Annotated in this window: 15 protein-coding genes; 10 read left to right on the top strand and 5 right to left on the bottom strand. The window is 73.2% G+C overall.

Translation table 11 applies throughout. The annotated features are described in order from the left end of the window. The first annotated feature begins 219 nt into the window (after positions 1 to 219). The 3 genes from ACZ7C5_RS01115 to ACZ7C5_RS01105 all read left to right on the top strand — a co-directional run bounded on the left by ACZ7C5_RS01115 (position 220) and on the right by ACZ7C5_RS01105 (position 4,458). Positions 220 to 834, top strand: a complete 615-nt coding sequence (locus tag ACZ7C5_RS01115; RefSeq protein ID WP_401080981.1) for a bacterial proteasome activator family protein — start codon at positions 220 to 222, stop codon at positions 832 to 834. Between the two features lie 308 nt (positions 835 to 1,142). Next, positions 1,143 to 2,591 carry a protein kinase domain-containing protein gene (locus ACZ7C5_RS01110; protein ID WP_470321661.1) on the top strand — a complete coding sequence of 483 codons (1,449 nt, stop codon included), beginning with the start codon at positions 1,143 to 1,145 and terminating at the stop codon, positions 2,589 to 2,591. 112 nt (positions 2,592 to 2,703) lie between these two features. After that, positions 2,704 to 4,458 (top strand): protein kinase domain-containing protein, encoded by a 1,755-nt coding sequence (locus ACZ7C5_RS01105; protein WP_401080974.1) that lies wholly within the window; start codon positions 2,704 to 2,706, stop codon positions 4,456 to 4,458. Between the two features lie 110 nt (positions 4,459 to 4,568). Here the strand turns inward: ACZ7C5_RS01105 and ACZ7C5_RS01100 are convergent, their stop codons facing one another. Together ACZ7C5_RS01100 and ACZ7C5_RS01095 are read right to left on the bottom strand one after the other, a co-directional pair. Continuing rightward, positions 4,569 to 5,669 (bottom strand): phosphotransferase, encoded by a 1,101-nt coding sequence (locus ACZ7C5_RS01100; RefSeq protein ID WP_401080971.1) that lies wholly within the window; start codon positions 5,667 to 5,669, stop codon positions 4,569 to 4,571. A 65-nt stretch (positions 5,670 to 5,734) separates the two neighbouring features. Next, positions 5,735 to 6,394: a response regulator gene (locus tag ACZ7C5_RS01095; RefSeq protein WP_401080969.1), complete on the bottom strand. Its 660-nt coding sequence runs from the start codon at positions 6,392 to 6,394 to the stop codon at positions 5,735 to 5,737. Between the two features lie 426 nt (positions 6,395 to 6,820). On the opposite strand from ACZ7C5_RS01095, the gene pdhA reads away from it, so the two are divergent. Genes pdhA through ACZ7C5_RS01080 form a run of 3 tightly spaced genes read left to right on the top strand, consistent with a single transcriptional unit; the run spans position 6,821 to position 10,395 of the window. After that, positions 6,821 to 7,975, top strand: coding sequence for a pyruvate dehydrogenase (acetyl-transferring) E1 component subunit alpha (gene pdhA / locus ACZ7C5_RS01090; protein WP_470321660.1), 1,155 nt, complete (start codon positions 6,821 to 6,823; stop codon positions 7,973 to 7,975). After that, positions 7,975 to 8,949, top strand: a complete 975-nt coding sequence (locus tag ACZ7C5_RS01085) for an alpha-ketoacid dehydrogenase subunit beta (protein ID WP_401080963.1) — start codon at positions 7,975 to 7,977, stop codon at positions 8,947 to 8,949. The genes pdhA and ACZ7C5_RS01085 overlap by 1 nt, the downstream gene beginning before the upstream one ends. A gap of 15 nt (positions 8,950 to 8,964) precedes the next feature. Further along, positions 8,965 to 10,395 (top strand): dihydrolipoamide acetyltransferase family protein, encoded by a 1,431-nt coding sequence (locus ACZ7C5_RS01080; RefSeq protein WP_470321659.1) that lies wholly within the window; start codon positions 8,965 to 8,967, stop codon positions 10,393 to 10,395. A gap of 86 nt (positions 10,396 to 10,481) precedes the next feature. Here the strand turns inward: ACZ7C5_RS01080 and ACZ7C5_RS01075 are convergent, their stop codons facing one another. Continuing rightward, on the bottom strand, positions 10,482 to 11,468 hold the full coding sequence (locus ACZ7C5_RS01075; RefSeq protein WP_470321658.1) for an LPXTG cell wall anchor domain-containing protein: 987 nt from the start codon (positions 11,466 to 11,468) through the stop codon (positions 10,482 to 10,484). Between the two features lie 454 nt (positions 11,469 to 11,922). Here ACZ7C5_RS01075 and ACZ7C5_RS01070 point away from each other — a divergent pair, with 454 nt between their 5' ends. Next, positions 11,923 to 13,155, top strand: a complete 1,233-nt coding sequence (locus ACZ7C5_RS01070; RefSeq protein WP_401080955.1) for a M64 family metallopeptidase — start codon at positions 11,923 to 11,925, stop codon at positions 13,153 to 13,155. A gap of 194 nt (positions 13,156 to 13,349) precedes the next feature. Further along, a complete protein-coding gene (locus ACZ7C5_RS01065) occupies positions 13,350 to 14,612 on the top strand; it encodes an MFS transporter (RefSeq protein ID WP_401080952.1) in 1,263 nt (420 codons plus the stop codon). A gap of 41 nt (positions 14,613 to 14,653) precedes the next feature. Here ACZ7C5_RS01065 and ACZ7C5_RS01060 read toward each other — a convergent pair whose 3' ends face one another. After that, the gene (locus ACZ7C5_RS01060; protein ID WP_470321657.1) at positions 14,654 to 15,505 is read right to left on the bottom strand and encodes a BRO-N domain-containing protein; all 852 of its coding nucleotides are present in this window, start codon (positions 15,503 to 15,505) and stop codon (positions 14,654 to 14,656) included. A gap of 173 nt (positions 15,506 to 15,678) precedes the next feature. Beyond that, on the bottom strand, positions 15,679 to 16,500 hold the full coding sequence (locus tag ACZ7C5_RS01055) for a maleylpyruvate isomerase family mycothiol-dependent enzyme (RefSeq protein ID WP_470321656.1): 822 nt from the start codon (positions 16,498 to 16,500) through the stop codon (positions 15,679 to 15,681). A gap of 171 nt (positions 16,501 to 16,671) precedes the next feature. Here ACZ7C5_RS01055 and ACZ7C5_RS01050 point away from each other — a divergent pair, with 171 nt between their 5' ends. Together ACZ7C5_RS01050 and ACZ7C5_RS01045 are read left to right on the top strand one after the other, a co-directional pair. Further along, on the top strand, positions 16,672 to 17,469 hold the full coding sequence (locus ACZ7C5_RS01050; protein WP_470321655.1) for a carbon-nitrogen family hydrolase: 798 nt from the start codon (positions 16,672 to 16,674) through the stop codon (positions 17,467 to 17,469). Between the two features lie 160 nt (positions 17,470 to 17,629). Further along, entirely contained in the window at positions 17,630 to 18,646 is a 1,017-nt protein-coding gene (locus ACZ7C5_RS01045; RefSeq protein WP_401080943.1) for a GntR family transcriptional regulator, read from the top strand. Positions 18,647 to 18,687: the final 41 nt, after the last annotated feature.

The raw sequence follows: 18,687 nt of genomic DNA, 5'->3' as shown, positions 1-18,687 counted from the left end.
GCCGGTCCCGGGCAGGTTCCGGGTACGGCACGCCCGGGCCGGGGCCGGGCGGCCGGGTGCCTGGCGGGCGGCATCCGGCGGTCGGCGGGGTGCGGGAACTGAGTATCCGTACGGATACCCGTGCGGCGTCAGGGGGCGTACCTTCGTCACGGGTGTCGCAGGCGGCGGGACGACCGGGGGTTTCCGCCCGACCAACCCCAGTGAGAGAGAATGTTGTTCATGACGAATCCGATGAACGAGCGCCCGTCGCAGGAGCCCTTCCGGGCCGCCGGCGGGCAGTCGCACGACGGCCAGAAGGTGCTGATCGTCGGACCGGACGGGCTGCCCGTGGGCCAGGGGTTCGCCGGCGCGGCGGGAGGCGGGGACGACGAGGGCGACGTGCCGCGTGAGCTCCCGGTGACCGAGATGGTCGAGCAGCCCGCCAAGGTCATGCGCATCGGCAGCATGATCAAGCAGCTGCTGGAGGAGGTCAGGGCGGCGCCTCTCGACGAGGCGAGCCGGGCCCGGCTGAAGGACATCCACGCGAGCTCCATCAAGGAGCTCGAACTGGGGCTGGCACCGGAGCTGGTCGCCGAGCTGGAGCGGCTGTCGCTGCCCTTCACCAACGACACCATCCCGACCGAGGCCGAGCTCCGGATCGCCCAGGCCCAGCTGGTCGGCTGGCTGGAGGGCCTGTTCCACGGCATCCAGACCGCCCTGTTCGCGCAGCAGATGGCGGCGCGGGCCCAGCTTGAGCAGATGCGTCGGGCCCTGCCGCCCGGGCTGCACGGCGGCGAGCCGGACGAGGACGAGCCCGGCCAGGGCCGCGGCATCCGCTCCGGTCCCTACCTGTAGGCCGGTGACCGCCACCGCCGGTACCCGCCGGTAGGTGCGTCCGGTCCGGCCGGCCCACGGCCGGACCGGACGCACCACGACGATCCGCCCCGGAACGCGGCGCGGGCGGCGGGGGCCGTCGGTCCAGGACCGGCGGCGGCCCTGAACCGCTCGCCGTCGGCGCGAGCCGATACCCTGACCCCTGTCGCAGGCCGGTGGAACGCCGCGGCAGGGGTCCGCCAGGCCAGCGGGCCGGGCCCACCACGCACGGACGAGACCGAACGTCAGGTTGCGGCAAGCACGGCCGCGCCGAGGGGGAGCAGAGGACCATGAGCGAGCACGGCAACGCGGCGGTCGAAGGCTTCTCCCTGGGCAACGGCCGCTATGTGCTGCAGCGGCTGCTGGGCGAGGGCGGCATGGCCTCCGTGCACCTCGCCCACGACCGCGTGCTGGACCGGCAGGTCGCGCTGAAGAGCATGCACAGCGAGCTGGGCCGGGACGACTCGTTCAAGGAGCGGTTCCGCCGCGAGGCCCAGGCCGTGGCCCGGCTGGAACACCCCAACATCGTCACGGTGTACGACAGCGGCGAGGACGTCGCCCCGGACGGCTCCAGCACCCCGTACATCGTCATGCAGCTGATCGACGGCAAGGGCCTGCGCGAGGTGATCAACGAGGCGATCGGCCAGTACGGCGCGATGCCCGCCGAGGAGGCCCTGCGGGTCATCGTCGGCGTGCTGAACGCGCTGGAGGCCTCGCACGACATGGGCCTGGTGCACCGCGACATCAAGCCCGGCAACGTCATGTTCGACCGCAAGGGCAACGTCAAGGTCATGGACTTCGGCATCGCCCGGGCGCTGGAGTCCGGCGTCACGTCGATGACCCAGACCGGCATGGTGGTCGGCACCCCGCAGTACCTCTCGCCCGAGCAGGCGCTCGGCAAGCCGGTGGACGCCCGCTCCGACCTGTACTCGGTCGGCGTGATGCTCTTCGAGATGGTCACCGGGCAACTGGTCTTCGACGGCGACTCGGCGTTCTCGATCGCCTACAAGCACGTCCAGGAGGAGCCGCCGGCCCCGTCCGGCCTCAACCGCTCGATCACCCCCGCGGTGGACGCCTTCGTCGCCCAGGCGCTGCGCAAGGACCCGGCGCACCGGTTCCAGAGCGCGGCGGCGATGCGCGACGAGGCGGAGCGGCTGATCGCGGCCGCCAAGGGCGGCGCCGGCGGGCACAAGCTGGAGGCCAGCACCCCGCTGGTGATCAACGAGGGCCCGCGCTCGGTGCACGCCGCTCCGCAGGCCCCGCAGACGCCGCACCCGCAGTTCCTCCAGCAAGGGGGGCAGCCGCAGTACCAGACGCCGCCGCCCGCCTACCAGACGCCGCGGCCGCAGGCCCCGCAGACGCCGCACCCGCAGTTCCTCCAGCAGGGAGGGCAGCCGCAGTACCAGACGCCGCCGCCCGCCTACCAGACGCCGCGGCCGCAGGCCCCGCAGACGCCGCACCCGCAGTTCCTCCAGCAGGGAGGGCAGCCGCAGGCGCACACCCCGCCCCCGCAGCCGATGCCGCCGTACCAGCAGCCGAAGGCGCCCAGCGGCGGCGGCTGCTCGACGGCCGTGGTCGTGATCGGGATCATCGTCGGCGTGCTGGTGCTCGCGGGCATCATCATCGCGATCGTGGTCAACAAGGCGACCGAGAAGAACGGCGGCAAGGTCGGGCACGCGGAGCGTCCCGCCGCCGTGCTGGTCGCCGACGTCCCGGCCGACCGGTATGGCCTGCTCTGACGGTTTCCGACCGGTTCGGGGGTACCACGTCCGTCCGCCGGAAGCGGTAGCGTTCGGGGACACGTAAGCGACAGGGCACCGCGATCCGAGCGAACGCCCGGGGCGAGGAGCGATGGCACAGACGCATCAGCCGGACGACGACGCGGGTGCCCGAGCGGCCGGCAGGACCGGCGGGATCCCGAGGATTCCCGAGCCCGGCAGCGAGCCCGCGACCTCGCTGCTGCCGCCGGTCGCGGGCGGCCCGGCGACCCCGGGCCGCGGCACGGCCGTGCCGCTGAGCACCGTCGGCGACGGCCGCTACCGGCTGACCCACCGGCTCGGGCGCGGCGGCATGGCCGAGGTGTTCGCCGCCGAGGACGTGCGGCTCGGCCGCACCGTCGCGGTCAAGCTGCTGCGCGGCGAACTGGCCCAGGACGACGTCGCCCGGCTGCGCTTCACCCGCGAGGCACACGCCGTCGCGGCGCTCAACCACCACTCGATCGTCTCGGTCTACGACACCGGCGAGGAGTACGCCGGGGACGAGTCCACGCCGTACATCGTGATGGAGCTGGTCGACGGCCGGACCGTCCGCGAGCTGCTGGCCGACGAGGAGGCGCCGCCGGTCGACCAGGCGCTGATCATCATCGCCGGGGTGCTGGAGGCGCTCGCCTACAGCCACCGCAGCGGCATCGTCCACCGCGACATCAAGCCCGCCAACGTGAGCATCACCAACGCCGGCGCGGTCAAGGTGATGGACTTCGGCATCGCCCGGGCGCTGACCGGCGGGGCCACCACGATGACCCAGACCGGCATGGTCATGGGCACCCCGCAGTACCTCTCGCCCGAGCAGGCGCTCGGCAAGCCGGTCGACCACCGCTCCGACCTGTACGCGGCCGGCTGCATGCTCTACGAGCTGCTCACGCTGCGTCCGCCGTTCACCGGCGACACCCCGCTCTCGGTGGTCTACCAGCACGTCCAGGACCCGCCGATGCCGCCCTCGCAGGCCAACGGCCGGGTCCCGGCCGGGCTCGACCCGCTGGTGCTGCGCTCGCTCGCCAAGAACCCGGACGACCGCTTCCAGGACGCCGACGAGTTCCGAGCCCACCTCCAGCACGCGCTGCGCGAGATGCACGGCGCGGCCGGGACCGGCTGGGTCGGCGCGACCGCCGGCGACACCGGCGCGACCCAGGTGCTCCGGCCGGACCAGACCGCGGCCACCGCGGCCTTCGGCGCGGTGCGCCCGGGCGACCAGACCTCCGTGCTGCCGTACCCGACGGGCGGCCCGCACACCCCCTCCTCGCCCTACCCGGCGGCCGGCGGCCCGTACGGCGGTGGCGGCGCGGGCGAGGACGGCGAAGGACCCGGCAAGCGGCGCGGGCCGTGGGCCTGGGTGGCCGGCGCGGTCGCCGTGCTGGTCGCGGCGGGTGCGGGCATCGCGTTCGCGCTCGGCGGTGGCGGTGACGGCGTCAGGAACGACCCCACGGTGCCCCCGCCGCAGCCCCCGGCGGCCACCAGTGTGGAGCCGACCACGCCGACCCAGAGCGGCCAGCCGACGTCGTCGGCCCCGACCTCCAGCAGCAAGAAGCCGCAGCAGCCGGTCGAGCCGGGCAACAACACCGGCAACAACAGCGGGAACACCAACACCGGCAACAGCGGCAACAACATGTCGCCGTCGCCGAGTTCGAGCAAGCACACGCCGACCCCGACGCCGACCCCGACGCCCACCCACTCGGCGACGGGGACCGCGTCGGCGCCCTCGACCGGCGGGGCGACGACGCCGCCCGCGTCCGGCGGCGGTGGCAACAGCACGACGCCGCCCGCGTCCGGCGGCGGTGGCGGCAACAACACGCCGCCGCCCAAGACGAACCCGTCGGCCCCGACCGACTGACCGGTGCGCCCCGTCCGGACCCTGTCGGCCGGTGGGAATCGCCGGCCGGCAGGACCACGGGCCGGACGGGCCGGCGGGGCCGAGCGGCTTCGGCCGGTCGGCCGGCGCGGTCAGTTGGCGAAGGCGTCCAGGACCTGCTCGTACTCCTGGCACCACCACGCCAGCTGGCCCGCGGAGGCGGAGTAGAGCGGGTCGGCCCGGTGGTCGGCCCGCTGGTAGCGCCACTGAAGCATCCAGAAGTCGTTCAGCCGCTCCCACCAGACCCGGTGGACGGCGGCGGCCAGGTGCTCGGCGGTGGCGACGCCGGAGGCCCGGTAGGCCTGTGAGTAGCGGCGGACCCTGACCAGGTCGAGGACGCCGGACGACCGGTCGTTGAAGAGCAGCGTGGCGGCCCTGACCGCCTCCTCGGCGCGGGGCTGCCGGCCGAGCTTGTCCCAGTCCAGGACGGCCGTCACCGGGCCGCCCCGCGGGCCGCCGCCGTACAGCAGGTTGAGGCCGTGGAAGTCGCCGTGGGTCCAGCCGGTGGGCGGTGCGGCCTCCGGGACGGGGCGGCGGTGGGCGTACTCGGCGAGCAGTTCCAGCCGTTCCGTGAGCCGTTGCACCACCAGCGTGTCCAACTCCCCGGAGGGGTGGTGCTCCTGGGCGCGGCGCCGCAGGTCGCGGGCGATTCCGGCGCTGTCGACGGGGTCCGCGCTCTGGTATCCGGAGGGTTGCTCGAAGGGGGCGCAGACGTCGTCAAGTGCGCCGTGCAGCAGGCCGAGCAGCGCGCCGAGCGCGTCGCACTCCGACGGATCGAGCTCGCCGCCGTGCCGGTGCCTGCCGTCGACCCAGGGGAACAGGGCGAACAGCCGGCCGTCCAGGGCGGCCACCGTGGCGGACCGTCCGGCGCAGGCCAGCGGGGGTGCGACGGGCAGTCCGAGGGTGTCCAGCGCGGCCATCGCGCGGTGGTGGGCGACGATCTTCGGACGGCTGGCGGTGGCGGAGTCGACGTAGCACTTCAGGAAGTACGGACCGGCCTCGGTGGTGACCAGGTAGCCCCGGTTCAGCAGGCCCTCGGAGACCGGTTCCGCGGTCAGCAGCCGGCCTACCCGGTAGCGGGCCAGTACCTCGGCGAGCGCGGTGTGCGGGACGGGCGGACTGAGGGTCCCCATCGGCGGTGCGGAGAGGTCGGGGCGGGCCGGGGCGCAGGCGAGGGTCTGGCTGAAAGTCACAGCCAGAGGGTAGGGCCCCCTGACGGGGGCCCTTGACAAGCCGTCAGTTCTGTGCCGTTGTCGGATCAGTACTGGTGGTCGGCCTGGTGCCGTGCCACGAAGGCGGCCGCCTGGGTGCGCCGCTCCATGCCCATCTTGGCGAGCAGACTGGAGACGTAGTTCTTCACCGTCTTCTCGGCCAGGTGCAACTCGTTGCCGATCTGACGATTTGTCATACCTTCGCCGATCAGATCGAGGATCCGCCGCTCCTGCTTGGTGAGTTGGGCGAGCCGCTCGTCCTCCTTCTCGCCGCCGTCGCGCAGCCGGGCGAGCACCCGGCTGGTGGCGACGGGGTCGAGCAGTGAGCGGCCGGCCGCGACGTCCCGGACGGCGGTGATCAGGTCGGTGCCGCGGATCGCCTTCAGCACGTAGCCGGAGGCACCGGCCATGATCGAGTCGAACAGCGCCTCGTCGTCCGAGAACGAGGTCAGCATCAGGCACTTGAGCTCCGGCAGCCTGGAGCGGATCTCGCGGCAGACCTCGACCCCGTTGCCGTCCGGCAGCCGGACGTCGAGCACCGCGACGTCCGGGTGGACCGCCGGGATCCGGGTGAGCGCCTCGGCGGCCGTTCCGGCCTCGCCGACCACCTCGATGTCGTCCTCGACCGAGAGCAGATCGTGCACGCCCCGCCGGACGACCTCGTGGTCATCGAGCAGGAACACCCTGATATGTCCGTTTTCAGTCACGCTCAAAGCCTCCCATATCACCGTACGAAAGACCTATCGCCCGGACCTCCCCTAAGACGCGATCCGGCCAGAGCTGTCCGAAACAGATACCCGGAACCCCCTTACGTACGGGCGTCTGCCCGGATAACGTGCGCTGGTGTCCTGAAGGCGCTCGAATTGAGAGCTGCGTCACGCCGGCCGTCACCCCCACCCTTCCGACGGCGAGCCGAACGCGGCACCCTCGGGGTTGTAGACCCTGAACAAGTAGGACGTCCTAGCGCAAGCGCGTCGAGGGCGGACGCTGGGTAACGTTCTCGTGAGGGACGCCGTCGGAACAGGATCACCACCCGCCCCGTAGTGGGTGCGCACACCCACGCGCGCCCCGCGAGGCGGTGACCGGACCGGTCACCGGCGACCCCGGGCGGCCGGACAGACCGAGGAGTGAACGTGACCGTCAAAAGCACGGCGAGGGCTCGCAAGAAGGCGGCCCCCGGCGTCCCTGACACCCTCCGTGCCAAGGGCAAGGAAGCCCAGCCGGAGCTCGTCCAGTTGCTCACGCCGGAAGGCGAGCGGGTCGAGCACCCGGACTACCCTCTCACCACCACTCCCGAGGAGCTGCGCGCGCTCTACCGCGACCTGGTGCTGGTGCGCCGGTTCGACGGTGAGGCCACCGCGCTCCAGCGCCAGGGCGAGCTGGGCCTGTGGGCCTCGCTGCTCGGCCAGGAGGCCGCCCAGGTCGGCTCCGGCCGCGCCATGCGCCCCGGCGACTACGCGTTCCCCACGTACCGCGAGCACGGCGTCGCCTGGTGCCGCGACGTCGACCCGCTGAACCTGCTCGGCATGTTCCGCGGCGTGAACCACGGCGGCTGGGACCCGAACGAGAAGAACTTCCACCTGTACACCATCGTGATCGGCTCGCAGGCGCTGCACGCCACCGGTTACGCGATGGGCATCACCAAGGACGGCGCCGACGACGCGGTGATCGCGTACTTCGGCGACGGCGCCTCCAGCCAGGGCGACGTCAACGAGGCCTTCACCTTCGCCTCGGTCTACAACTCGCCGGTGGTGTTCTTCTGCCAGAACAACCAGTGGGCGATCTCCGAGCCCACCACCACCCAGACCAAGATCCCGCTGTACCGCCGCGCCTCCGGCTTCGGCTTCCCGGGCGTCCGGGTCGACGGCAACGACGTGCTGGCCTGCCTGGCGGTCACCCGCTGGGCGCTCGACCACGCCCGCAGCGGCAACGGCCCGGTGCTGATCGAGGCGTTCACCTACCGGATGGGCGCCCACACCACCTCCGACGACCCCACCCGCTACCGGCACGCCGAGGAGACCGAGGCCTGGAAGGCCAAGGACCCGATCACCCGGCTCCGGGTCCACCTGGAGAAGGAGGGCCTGGCCGACGAGGAGTTCTTCGCCGCCGTCGACGCCGAGAGCGAGCAGCTGGGGCTGCGGGTGCGCGAGGGCGTGCGCGGCATGCCGGATCCGGACCCGACCCTGATCTTCGACCACGTGTACAGCGAGCCGCACACGCTGGTCGATGAGGAACGGGCCGAGTACGTCGAGTACGCGGCCTCCTTCGAGGCGGGGGAGAACCACTGATGGCCGGTCAGCTGAGCATCGCCAAGGCGCTGAACGGAGCGCTGCGCAAGTCGCTGGAGAACGACCCGAAGACCCTCCTGATGGGAGAGGACATCGGCAAGCTCGGTGGCGTCTTCCGGATCACCGACGGCCTCCAGAAGGACTTCGGCGAGGACCGGGTGATCGACACCCCGCTCGCCGAGTCCGGCATCGTGGGCACCGCGATCGGCCTGGCGCTGCGCGGCTACCGCCCCGTCGTGGAGATCCAGTTCGACGGCTTCGTCTACCCGGCCTTCGACCAGATCGTCTCCCAGCTGGCCAAGATGCACGCCCGCGCGCTGGGCCACGTCAAGCTGCCGGTCACCGTGCGCATCCCCTACGCGGGTGGCATCGGCGCGGTCGAGCACCACAGCGAGTCGCACGAGGCGTACTTCGCGCACACCGCCGGTCTGCGCGTGGTCAGCCCGGCCAGCGCGCACGACGCGCACTGGATGCTGCGGCAGTCGATCGAGTCCGACGACCCGGTCATCTTCCTGGAGCCCAAGCGCCGTTACTGGGACAAGGGCGAGGTCGGCGACGCCGCCGACCTGGGCCTGCACGACGCCCGGATCGTCCGGCCGGGCACCGACGCGACGCTGCTCGCGTACGGTCCGATGGTCAAGGTCTGCCTGGAGGCCGCCGCGGCCGCCGCGGAGGACGGCCGCCGGCTGGAGGTGATCGACCTGCGCTCGCTCTCCCCGGTGGACTTCGCCACCCTGGAGGATTCGGTCAGGCGCACCGGCCGGGCGATCGTGGTGCACGAGGCACCGGTCTTCCTGGGCATGGGCGCCGAACTGGCCGCCCGGCTCACCGAGAAGTGCTTCTACCACCTGGAAGCACCGGTCCTGCGGGTCGGCGGCTACTTCGCGCCGTACCCGCCGTCCCGGGTCGAGGAGGCGTTCCTGCCCGACCTGGACCGCGTGCTCGACGCCGTCGACCGCGCGTTCGCGTACTGATCCGGGGGAGCGAAGATGACCACCGAAGTTCGCTCGCTCCGCGAGTTCAAGATGCCCGATGTGGGCGAGGGCCTCACCGAGGCCGAGATCCTCAGCTGGTTCGTCAAGCCCGGTGACACCGTCACCGACGGGCAGGTCGTCTGCGAGGTGGAGACCGCCAAGGCGGCGGTGGAGCTGCCCATCCCGTTCAACGGGGTGGTCGAGAAGCTGCACTTCCCCGAGGGTGTGACGGTCGACGTCGGCACCGTGATCATCTCCGTCGCGGTCGCCGGGGAGGCGGGGGCCGCGGCTCCGGCCGCTCCCGTGGCGGCTCCGGCGCCGGAGGCCCCGGCCGAGTCGGCCGAGCCCGAGCCCGAGCGGCGCGAGGTGCTGGTCGGGTACGGCCCGCGCACCGGCACCGCCCAGCGCCGGGCACGGCGGACCACCACCACCAAGGTCACCGCGACCAAGCAGGCTCCGGCCGCGCCCGCTCCGGTCGCCCCGGTGGCTCCGGCCGCCCCGGCGCCGGTGGCGGAAGTGCCCGGCGGGGAGCGCCCGTTGGCCAAGCCCCCGGTGCGCAAGCTGGCCAAGGACCTCGGCGTCGACCTGCGCGCGGTCACCCCGACCGGCCGGGACGGCGTGATCACCCGCGAGGACGTGCACGCCCACGCCGCCGCCCTGGCGGCTCCGGCCGCCCCGGTGGCCGAGGCCGCCGTGGCCCCCGTGGCCGAGCCGGTCCTGGCGCCGCCGGGGGTGTCCGCCGCGGGCGACGTCCGGGTGCCGATCAAGGGCGTCCGCAAGGCGACGGCGCAGGCGATGGTGGCCTCGGCCTTCACCGCCCCGCACGTCACCGAGTTCGTGCAGGTCGACGTGACCCGCACGATGAAGTTCGTCCGCCGGCTCAAGGAGAGCGGCGAGCTGGGCCGGGACGTCCGGGTCAGCCCGCTGCTGATCGTCGCCAAGGCGCTGCTCACCGCGATCAAGCGGCACCCCGGGATCAACGCGCAGTGGGACGAGGCGGCCCAGGAGATCGTCCTCAAGGGCCAGGTGAACCTCGGCATCGCCGCGGCCACCCCGCGCGGCCTGATCGTCCCGAACATCAAGGACGCCGGGTCCAAGACCCTCGCGGGGCTCGCCACTTCGCTCGGCGAGCTGGTCGAGACCGCCCGCCAGGGCAAGACCTCGCCGGCCGACATGCAGGGCGGGACGGTCACCATCACCAACGTCGGCGTCTTCGGCGTCGACACCGGCACCCCGATCCTCAACCCGGGCGAGGCCGCCATCCTGGCCTTCGGCGCGGTCAGGGAACTGCCGTGGGTGCACAAGGGCAAGGTGGTCCCGCGTCAGGTGACCACCCTCGCGCTCTCCTTCGACCACCGCCTGGTGGACGGGGAGCTGGGCTCCAAGGTGCTGGCCGACGTGGCTGCCCTGCTGGAGCGCCCGAAGCGCCTGATCACCTGGGGCTGACGGCCGTAGCGCCGGAAACCCGAGAAGGGGCCCTCCTCCGCACCGCCGTGCGGAGGAGGGCCCCTTCGGTGTGACCGCCCGTTCGACTAACGCTGGGGACGCAGTCGACGGACGGCGATCAGGACGCCGGCGCCGAGGGCGAGGAACGCGGCGGAGGTGAGGGCGAGGAAGGTGTTGGTGGACGAGGAACCGGTCTGGGCCAGCTCGGGGGTGCCGGCGGGCGCCGTGGTGGCGGGAGCGGCGGTCGGGGTGGCGGCGGGCGCCTTGGGGGCGGCCGGCGCGGCGGTCGGAGCGGCGGTCGGGGCGGCCGTCGTGGTCCGGTCGGCGGCCGGCTTGGTGTCCTTGGCGCCGGTGGTGCCGGTGGTGCCCTTCGCGTCCTTGGCGTCCTTGGTGGGCGTCGGCTTGGGCTTGGCCAGGGTGGTCGGCGTCGCAGCGGCCTTCGGGTGCACCACCTTGACCTCGGTGATCGCGCCCCGGCCGCTGCTCGGCGAGGCGATGACCTGGAGCCCGTCGACGTCCTTGGCCACGTCGGAGGAGAGTCCGACCCGGAAGCGGTAGCGGACGGCGTGGCCGTCGGCGAGCGGCCCGCCCGCGGACGGGACGCTGCCGCTGATCGCCGGGTCGCAGCCCGGCCGCAGCGGCACGCGCTGCCACGCGCCGTGCGCCATGACCTCGGCGGTGACCTGCGAGGCCTTCGGGGTGGGCCCGTGCGGGTTGAAGAACGCGATGCCAGGGACGACCCGGTGGTAGTCGGCACCGGTCCCGTTGAAGATCTGGACCTCGAACTCCACCTTGGGGCCGCCGACGCCGATCGTGGCCGGGGTCTTGAGGAACGTGGTGCTGGCGCCCTGGCCGTGCAGCTCGACGGACCTGTCCTGCTGGTCCGGGGCGGACGGCTTCGCGGGGGCGGTGACCGGAGCGTCGTCCGGGGCTCCGCAGGCCCAGGCGGTGTCGGTGGCGAGGAGCTGGACGCCGCCGGCGAGGACGACGGTGGCGGCGAGGGCGGCAAGGCGGCGGCGGCCGGAGAACGGGCGGTCGTTCCTCGCAAAACGGGTGATAACGGGCATGCGCATGACGTGACTCCCCAGGGTCATGGTCTGACGGTGTGTGGGTGAAGACGACCGGCCCCGCTCTTCCCGAGCGGAAGCGCCCCCCGGCTCCGCCGGTCTCGCTCTCCGTGCCTTCATCCGTATAGACGCGTATCCCCGCAGGGGGTTGCAGACGGGTTTCGGATTTTTTCCCGCGACTTTCCGACGGGCCTCCGGCGGGTTTCCGGCGGGCCTCCGGCGGGTTTCCGGCGGGCCCGCGGCGGGCTTTCCACGGGCTGTCGACGGGGCGATCGGAGGCCTCGGGGGAGGGCGTCCGGGGGAGTAGTTGGTATGACTCGCATGATCGGGAGGGTTCTGATCGTTCGGCCAGGTCGGTGACTTTTTCGCGGCCGGATAGGGGAGCCACCCGCGCCCGGGTACGTCTCCGCTCCACCACCCGGGCGACGCCGGGTGACCGGAGCCCCGAGGACGCACCCGCATGGCGCCTGGCAACCCTGGCCGTCTCGTCCGGAGTCTGGCCGCACTCGTGCTGGTGTCGGCCGCCGCCCTCCCGGCCGCCCTGGAACTGGCCGGCCCGTCGCCGTTCGGCGTGATCGGGCCGGGAGCCCCGGCCGACCGGGCGGTGCCACCGCACACGGCCCTCCACGCCGACCAGCGGATACCCGCGACCGCCCCGACCGTCGACATACGCCGCACCGGGGACCCGGCCAACCGGATCACCCTGGTGCTGCTCGGCGACGGCTACACGGCCGGCGAGCAGGACCTGTTCCGGCAGCAGGCCGACCGGGCCTGGCACGCGCTGATGGACATCGAGCCCTTCCGCACCTACCAGGGCTTCTTCAACATCAGGCGGGTCGAGGTGGCCTCCCCGGTCTCCGGGATCGCCGAGTCCGAGAGCCACGGCCGCAGGACCGCCACCCCGCTCGGCATGCACTTCTGGTGCGAGGGCACCGCCCGGCTGCTCTGCGCCGACGAGGCCGCCACCGCCCGGTACGCGGGGGACGGCGCCGGTCCGCAGTACCTGATCGCGCTGGCCAACTCCACCGAGTACGGCGGCGCCGGCGGCACCGGGGTGACCACCCTGTCGGGCGGCAGCCCGGACGCCGGGCGGATCATCCAGCACGAGATCGGGCACACCCTGGGGGACCTCGGCGACGAGTACGACAGCGCCCCCGAGGACGCCGACTACCCGAACCTCGCCACCCTCAACGCCGACGACATGCGCAGGAAGCAGACCAAGTGGTGGCGCTGGCTGGGCGTCGAGTCCCCGGACGGGGCCGGCGTGGTCGGGGCGTACCGCGGCGCCAACGGCCTCTACCGGCCCACCCCGGACTCGGTGATGCGCACCCTGGGCAGCACGTACAACCTCCCGTCGCGCGAGGCGCTCGTCGAGGAGCTGTACCGCAAGGTCCGGCCGACCGACGCCCCGGTGCCGGCCCCGGGCGAGGTGGCGGGGCGGCCGCGGCTGGACGTCAGGCCGCTGCCGCTGACCGGCCAGCGGCAGCTCAGGGTGGAGTGGAAGGTGGACGGCGTCCCGGTGACGCCGCAGTCCTCCGACGGCTCCTGGCTGGACACCGCGGGGCTGGAGCTCGCCCCCGGCCGGACGGCCACCGTGACCGCGACCGTCCGGGACACCACCGACTGGGTGCGGGACGAGGTGTTCAGGGAGCGCTACATGACCCGCTCGGTGTCCTGGACGCTGACCGGCTGAGGGGCCGGCCGGCCGGGGGCCGGATTCCACCCCCGGAGCCGGGCGTCCAATCATGGGATGACTAATCTGGTCGGACTATGACCGTGGAGCCCACTCGTTCAGCCCCGTCCCCGTCCGTCCCCGCTCCCCGATCCACCGTCGGACCTCCGGCGGCTGCCCCGACGGTCTCCCCGGCGGTCTCCGCGCCGGCGCCCGTGCCCGGGCCGCCCGGTGGTCGCGCGGCCTGGCTGGCCTGGTCCGTCGGCGTCAGCGTCTACATCCTGGCCGTCATCCACCGCACCAGCCTCGGCGTGGCGGGACTGGACGCCGCCGACCGCTTCGGCATCGGCGCCTCGGCGCTCTCCACCTTCTCGATCCTCCAGGTGCTGGTCTACGCGGCCATGCAGATCCCGGTCGGCCTGCTGGTCGACCGGTTCGGGCCGCGCCGGGTGCTGCTGCTCGGCGTCCTGCTGCTGAGCGCCGGCCAGCTGGCCTTCGCGTTCAGCTCCTCGTTCGGCCCGGCGCTGGCCTCCCGCGCGGTGCTCGGCTGCGGCGACGCGATGACCTTCATCAGCGTGCTGCGGATCGCCGCCCGCTGGTTCCCGGCGGCCAGGAACCCGTTCGTGGCCCAGCTGACCGGCCTGGCCGGGATGGGCGGCAACCTGGTCACCACCGTGGTGCTCGCCAGGGCGCTGCACAGCGAGGGCTGGACGGCGACGTTCACCGCGATCGCGCTGCTGGGCGCGGTGGTGTTCGCACCGGTCGCGCTCCTCCTCAGGGACGCGCCCCCGCAGGAGGCCCCGGCGCGGCCGGAGGCGGCCCGGCAGCGGCCGAAGGTCGGCCGCCAGGTCCTCGACTGCTGGCGGGAGCCGGGCACCAGGCTCGGGCTCTGGATCCACTTCACCACCCAGTTCCCCGGCAACGCCTTCGGCCTGCTCTGGGGCCTGCCCTACCTGGTGGAGGCACAGGGCATGTCCAGGGCCGGGGCCGGCGGGCTGCTGACCGTCCTGGTGCTCAGCACCATGACCTTCGGCTTCGTCTTCGGCCGGCTGCTCTCCGCCACGGCGCGGGCCCGGATGCCGATCGTGCTGACCGTCATCGCGGCCACCGCGCTCGGCTGGGCACTGGTGCTGGCCTGGCCCGGCGGCCACCCGCCGGCCTGGCTGCTGGTCGGGATCATCGTGGTGATGGGCAGCAACGGCCCGGCCTCGCTGGTCGGCCTGGACTACGCGCGCTCCCGGAACCCCGTGGAGCGGCTCGGCACCGCCTCCGGGATCGTCAACATGGGCGGCTTCATCGGCACGATGATCACCCTGTTCGGCATCGGCGTCCTGCTGGACGCGCTCTCCCCGGACGGCGCCGGGTCGTACTCCGCCGACGCCTTCCGCTGGGCGTTCTGCTGGCAGTACGTCCCGCTGGCGGTGGGGACGCTGATGATCCTGCGGCTGCGGCGGAAGCTCGTGGCGACGGGGTCGTAGCCTCCGGCCGGCGGAATCCCCGGGCCCCGCCGAGCGGGACGTCAGCAGCGGTACGCCCGCATGAACGCGGCCATCTGCACCGGTGTCCCGAAGAGCCGGGCACCGTGCAGCTCCGCGTGCATCGGCCCGTGGTCGGGCGCGGGCCCGGTGCCGGGGGCAGTGGCAGTGGCGGGGGCGGGCCGGGCCTCGCGCCGCAGGCGGATCAGGTCCACCAGCCTCAGCTTCGGGCAGCCCGGGACGATCCGGCTGCCCCTGATGCCGACCCGCTCCCCGCCCGGGCAGGCGAAGTACGCGCCGAACGGCGGTCCGCTGTCCTCCTCCCGGCCCGGCAGGTGGAGGACCATCTCGCCGTGCCGGCAGTGCACCGTCCCGTCCGAGCGGACGGTCAGGCCGGGCCAGTCCTCGTGGTCGATCTCCGCGACGATCCGCACCTGCCGGCCGATCGCCTCGGACAGGGTCTCGGCCATCCGCCGCTGCTGGACCGGGACATCGGTGTCCCCGCGGCGGACGGAGGGCAGGAGGTCGCGGGTGCCCCACTCCTGGAAGGGCCGGGCACCGGGCTTCCTCGACCGCATGATCATCATGTAGAGCCCGGCTTCGCTGACCACGCCCAGATGTGGGTTACCGCGCTCGTACGGTTTCTGACCTGCGGAATCGTCATTACCCTTCCTTGAAGGAAGGGTAATGAGGCGCGAGTTGACGACCCGGGTCTGGCTCTCGCCGACCACCTGGCGGATTCGGCTCGGGTTGATCCGGCCGAGCACCGCGCACACGTCCGCCGTGACGAACCACGGCTCCCCGTCGATCGTCACCACGCGGATCGGCTGCCCCGTGACCGGGAAGCTCGACCGCACCAGCACCATCTGTTCCCGCTGCTCCCGCTCGTCGTCCATCGGGACCGCCTCTCCTTCTTCCGGGTGATGACTGGACTGCCCGGAACAACGAGGCCGAACGGGTGAGGTGACTGGTGTCGGATTGACGTACGGATGCGCAGGTGGAACCACCCGGCGCGCACCGGTGCGGGTGCGCCGGGTGGTGCGCGCCGGTCGGCTCGGAGAGCGTCGGATCAGATGGTGACCGAGAAGTTGGCCAGCACCCGCTCGGCCAGTTCCCGGTCGCCCTCGACGGACACCGGGCCCGGGCGGCCGCGGCCGCAGGCGAGCCGCAGGTACGTCTCCCAGCCCATGGTGAGCTGGACGTCGGGAGCCAGGCTGATCGACTCGTCCACGGTGCAGTGGCCGGCGGCGTCCACCCGGGTGGTGCGCAGGAACTCCACCGGGCCGGTGACGTCCAGCACCAGGGACGTCCCGGCCGGGACTCCGGCCTTGTTGGCGACGGCCTTGGGCAGCAGCTCCAGCAGCACGTCCCGGGTGATCAGGGCGGCCGGGGCGTCCAGGTTGCCGGGGGCGTCCAGGGCCCGGCGCAGGTCCTGCTCGTGCACCCAGACGTCGAAGGCCCGCATCCGCAGCAGCTCGTGGTACGGGACGTCCCTGGCCAGCGGCCCGGCCGGCCAGCGCACCGGCTCGTCGGGCGTCTGCTTGGCGTTCCGCAGCGCCCGGGAGCGGCGGATGACCGTGTACTCCAGCTCGCTGGTCATCTCCAGCGCGGTGTGGCAGCGGCGCTTGTCGACGGGCAGTTCGATGTAGCGGGCGAACTCGGTGGTCACGTGACGGAGGTCACGCGGCAGCGAGTGGATCGGGCGGGGGTCGCCGAGCAGGTCGGACTCGACCGCGATGACGTGCGAGACGACGTCCCGGACGGACCAGCCGGGGCACTCGGTGGCCCGGTTCCAGGAGCCCTCGGGAAGGGGGGTCACCAGCTCCGATATGGACTCGATGCTCTGGGTCCACGCCTCGGTGTAAGCCTGCACGGTCTGGTTGTCCGTCACGGGAATCTCCGGCCCTCCGTCAGCTTCCTTGCCGCCTGTGCCCGCCGTACCGCCGGCCGGGTTGGTCCGGCTTCCGGGCGCACACGCTAACCGCACGTTACGCTGCCGGGAGACAGCTGGGCAGCGCTTTCGGGTGACGATCGTAGGTCTCTTGCCTTGGACGGTGGTACTGTGCGCGCTTCATTGATCCAACTCGCGGTCTCCGACGCGGAGCCGCCCGCCGAGCGGAGGGCTCGGGCGGCGGCCCTGGTACGGGCCCAGCAGGACGCCGATCTGGTGGTGCTCCCCGAGCTGTGGCCGCTCGGCGGCTTCGCCTACGACCTCTGGTCGGACGGCGCGGAGACGCTGGACGGGCCCACCTCGGACGCGATGTCGGCCGCCGCCAGGGCCGCCGGGGTCTGGCTGCACGCCGGTTCGATCGTCGAGCGCGACCCGGACGGGCCGATCTACAACACCTCGCTGCTGTTCTCCCCGGACGGCGAGCTGGTGCACACCTACCGCAAGATCCACCGCTTCGGCTTCGACACCGGCGAGGCGGTGGTGATGGGCGCCGGGCAGGAGATCGTCACCGCGCCCACCGACTTCGCCACGCTGGGCCTGGCCACCTGCTACGACCTGCGCTTCCCCGAGCTGTTCCGGGCGCTGCTGGACGCCGGCTCGCAGCTGCTGGTGGTCCCGTCGGCCTGGCCGGCCAGGCGGCGCGAGCACTGGACGCTGCTGGCCAGGGCCCGGGCGGTGGAGGAGCAGTGCTTCGTGCTGGGCTGCAACACGGCCGGGACGCACGCCGGGGTCGAGCAGGCCGGGTACAGCCTCGTGGTGGACCCGTGGGGCCGGGTACTGGCCGAGGCGGGGGCCGGCGAGGAGGTCCTGACGGTCGAGTTCGACCCCGCCGAGGTGGCCAAGGCGCGCGAGGAGTTCCCGGTGCTGCGGGACCGCCTGCTGGGGATTCCGGCGCCGGTCCAGCGCTGAGCCGGAGCGGGGCGGGAGCGGGCCGGGACGCGGCGGAGGGCGTTCCGGGAGGGTTGGTTCGTACCTGGGCCGGTCGGGTTTGAGAAGATGAGCACTCGTCGTGTTCCCCGCCGGCCCGTAGGAGGGCCGGCACGGTAGGCCGCCCGAGGAGGTCGCGCCCATGCCTGGCAACGGCGCAGGCGACACCCCCCGCCCCGTCATCCAACGCAACAGCCTGCGCGAGCAGATCGCCGGCGCGCTGCGAGAGGAGATGATGGCCGGCCGCCTGGCGGCCGGCCGCAACTTCACCGTCAAGGAGATCGCCGAGCTGTACGGCGTCTCGGCGACCCCGGCCCGCGAGGCCCTGGTCGACCTCGGCGCACAGGGCCTGCTGCGGGCCGAGCACCACCGCGGCTTCACCGTGCCCGAGCTGGGCTGGGACGACTTCCTGGAGATCTTCGAGTCCCGGGTGCTGATCACCGACAGCTTCCACCGCCAGTACGCCACCCGCCGTGCGCTGCCCGACCTCAGCCGGCTGTCCTCGCTGCACCGCAGGGCGGACGCGGCGGTGCGGGCCGCCAGGGCCGGGAACCTGGACGTGATGGTGGGCTGCGACCGCCGGTTCTGGCAGGAGGTCGGCGGGCTGCTCGGCAACCGTCGGATCGCCGACTACCTGGACTGGCTGCGGGTGCAGTCCTGGATGTTCGCCGCGCGCTACCTGCGGGAGCTGCCCGCGCTGGGCGGGCTGTGCTGGGATCGGCACCCGGACCTGGTCGAGGCGATCGAGGCCCGCGACCCGCTCGGTGCGCACCGGATCATCTGCGAGTACAACCTGTACACCGTCCGGCTGCTGGCCGGGCTGGCCGGGCAGCCGCTGGAGTCGGTGACCGTCCTGGGGCTGCTCACCGAGTTCGTCGGGGAGGAGCCGCCGCCGGGGCCGGCCGAGCCGCCGCCCGCGTCACCGGCCCCGCCGGCGTCGGCCGCCGAGCCCGCCGCCGAGCCCGGTGCGGCCCGCGGCGAGCGGAGCCGCCGCAGCGACGAGGTGGGCCGGGAACTGGGCCGGGAACTCGGACTGGGCCTCGGCCTGGTGCCGCAGCCCCGCGTGGTGTCGTACGGCCGGTTCGGCCGGCGGCTGGCCGAACCGCCGCCGGAGGGTCCGCGGGGACGGCCGGGTCCGCCCGCGGCACCGGGCCGGTAGGGTGGGCGGGCGTCGGACCTGACGCCCTGTGCAAGGGCCGT

The sequence above is a fragment of the Kitasatospora sp. NPDC036993 genome, assembly GCF_055607525.1.
This window is presented reverse-complemented; position numbering and strand designations above follow the sequence as displayed.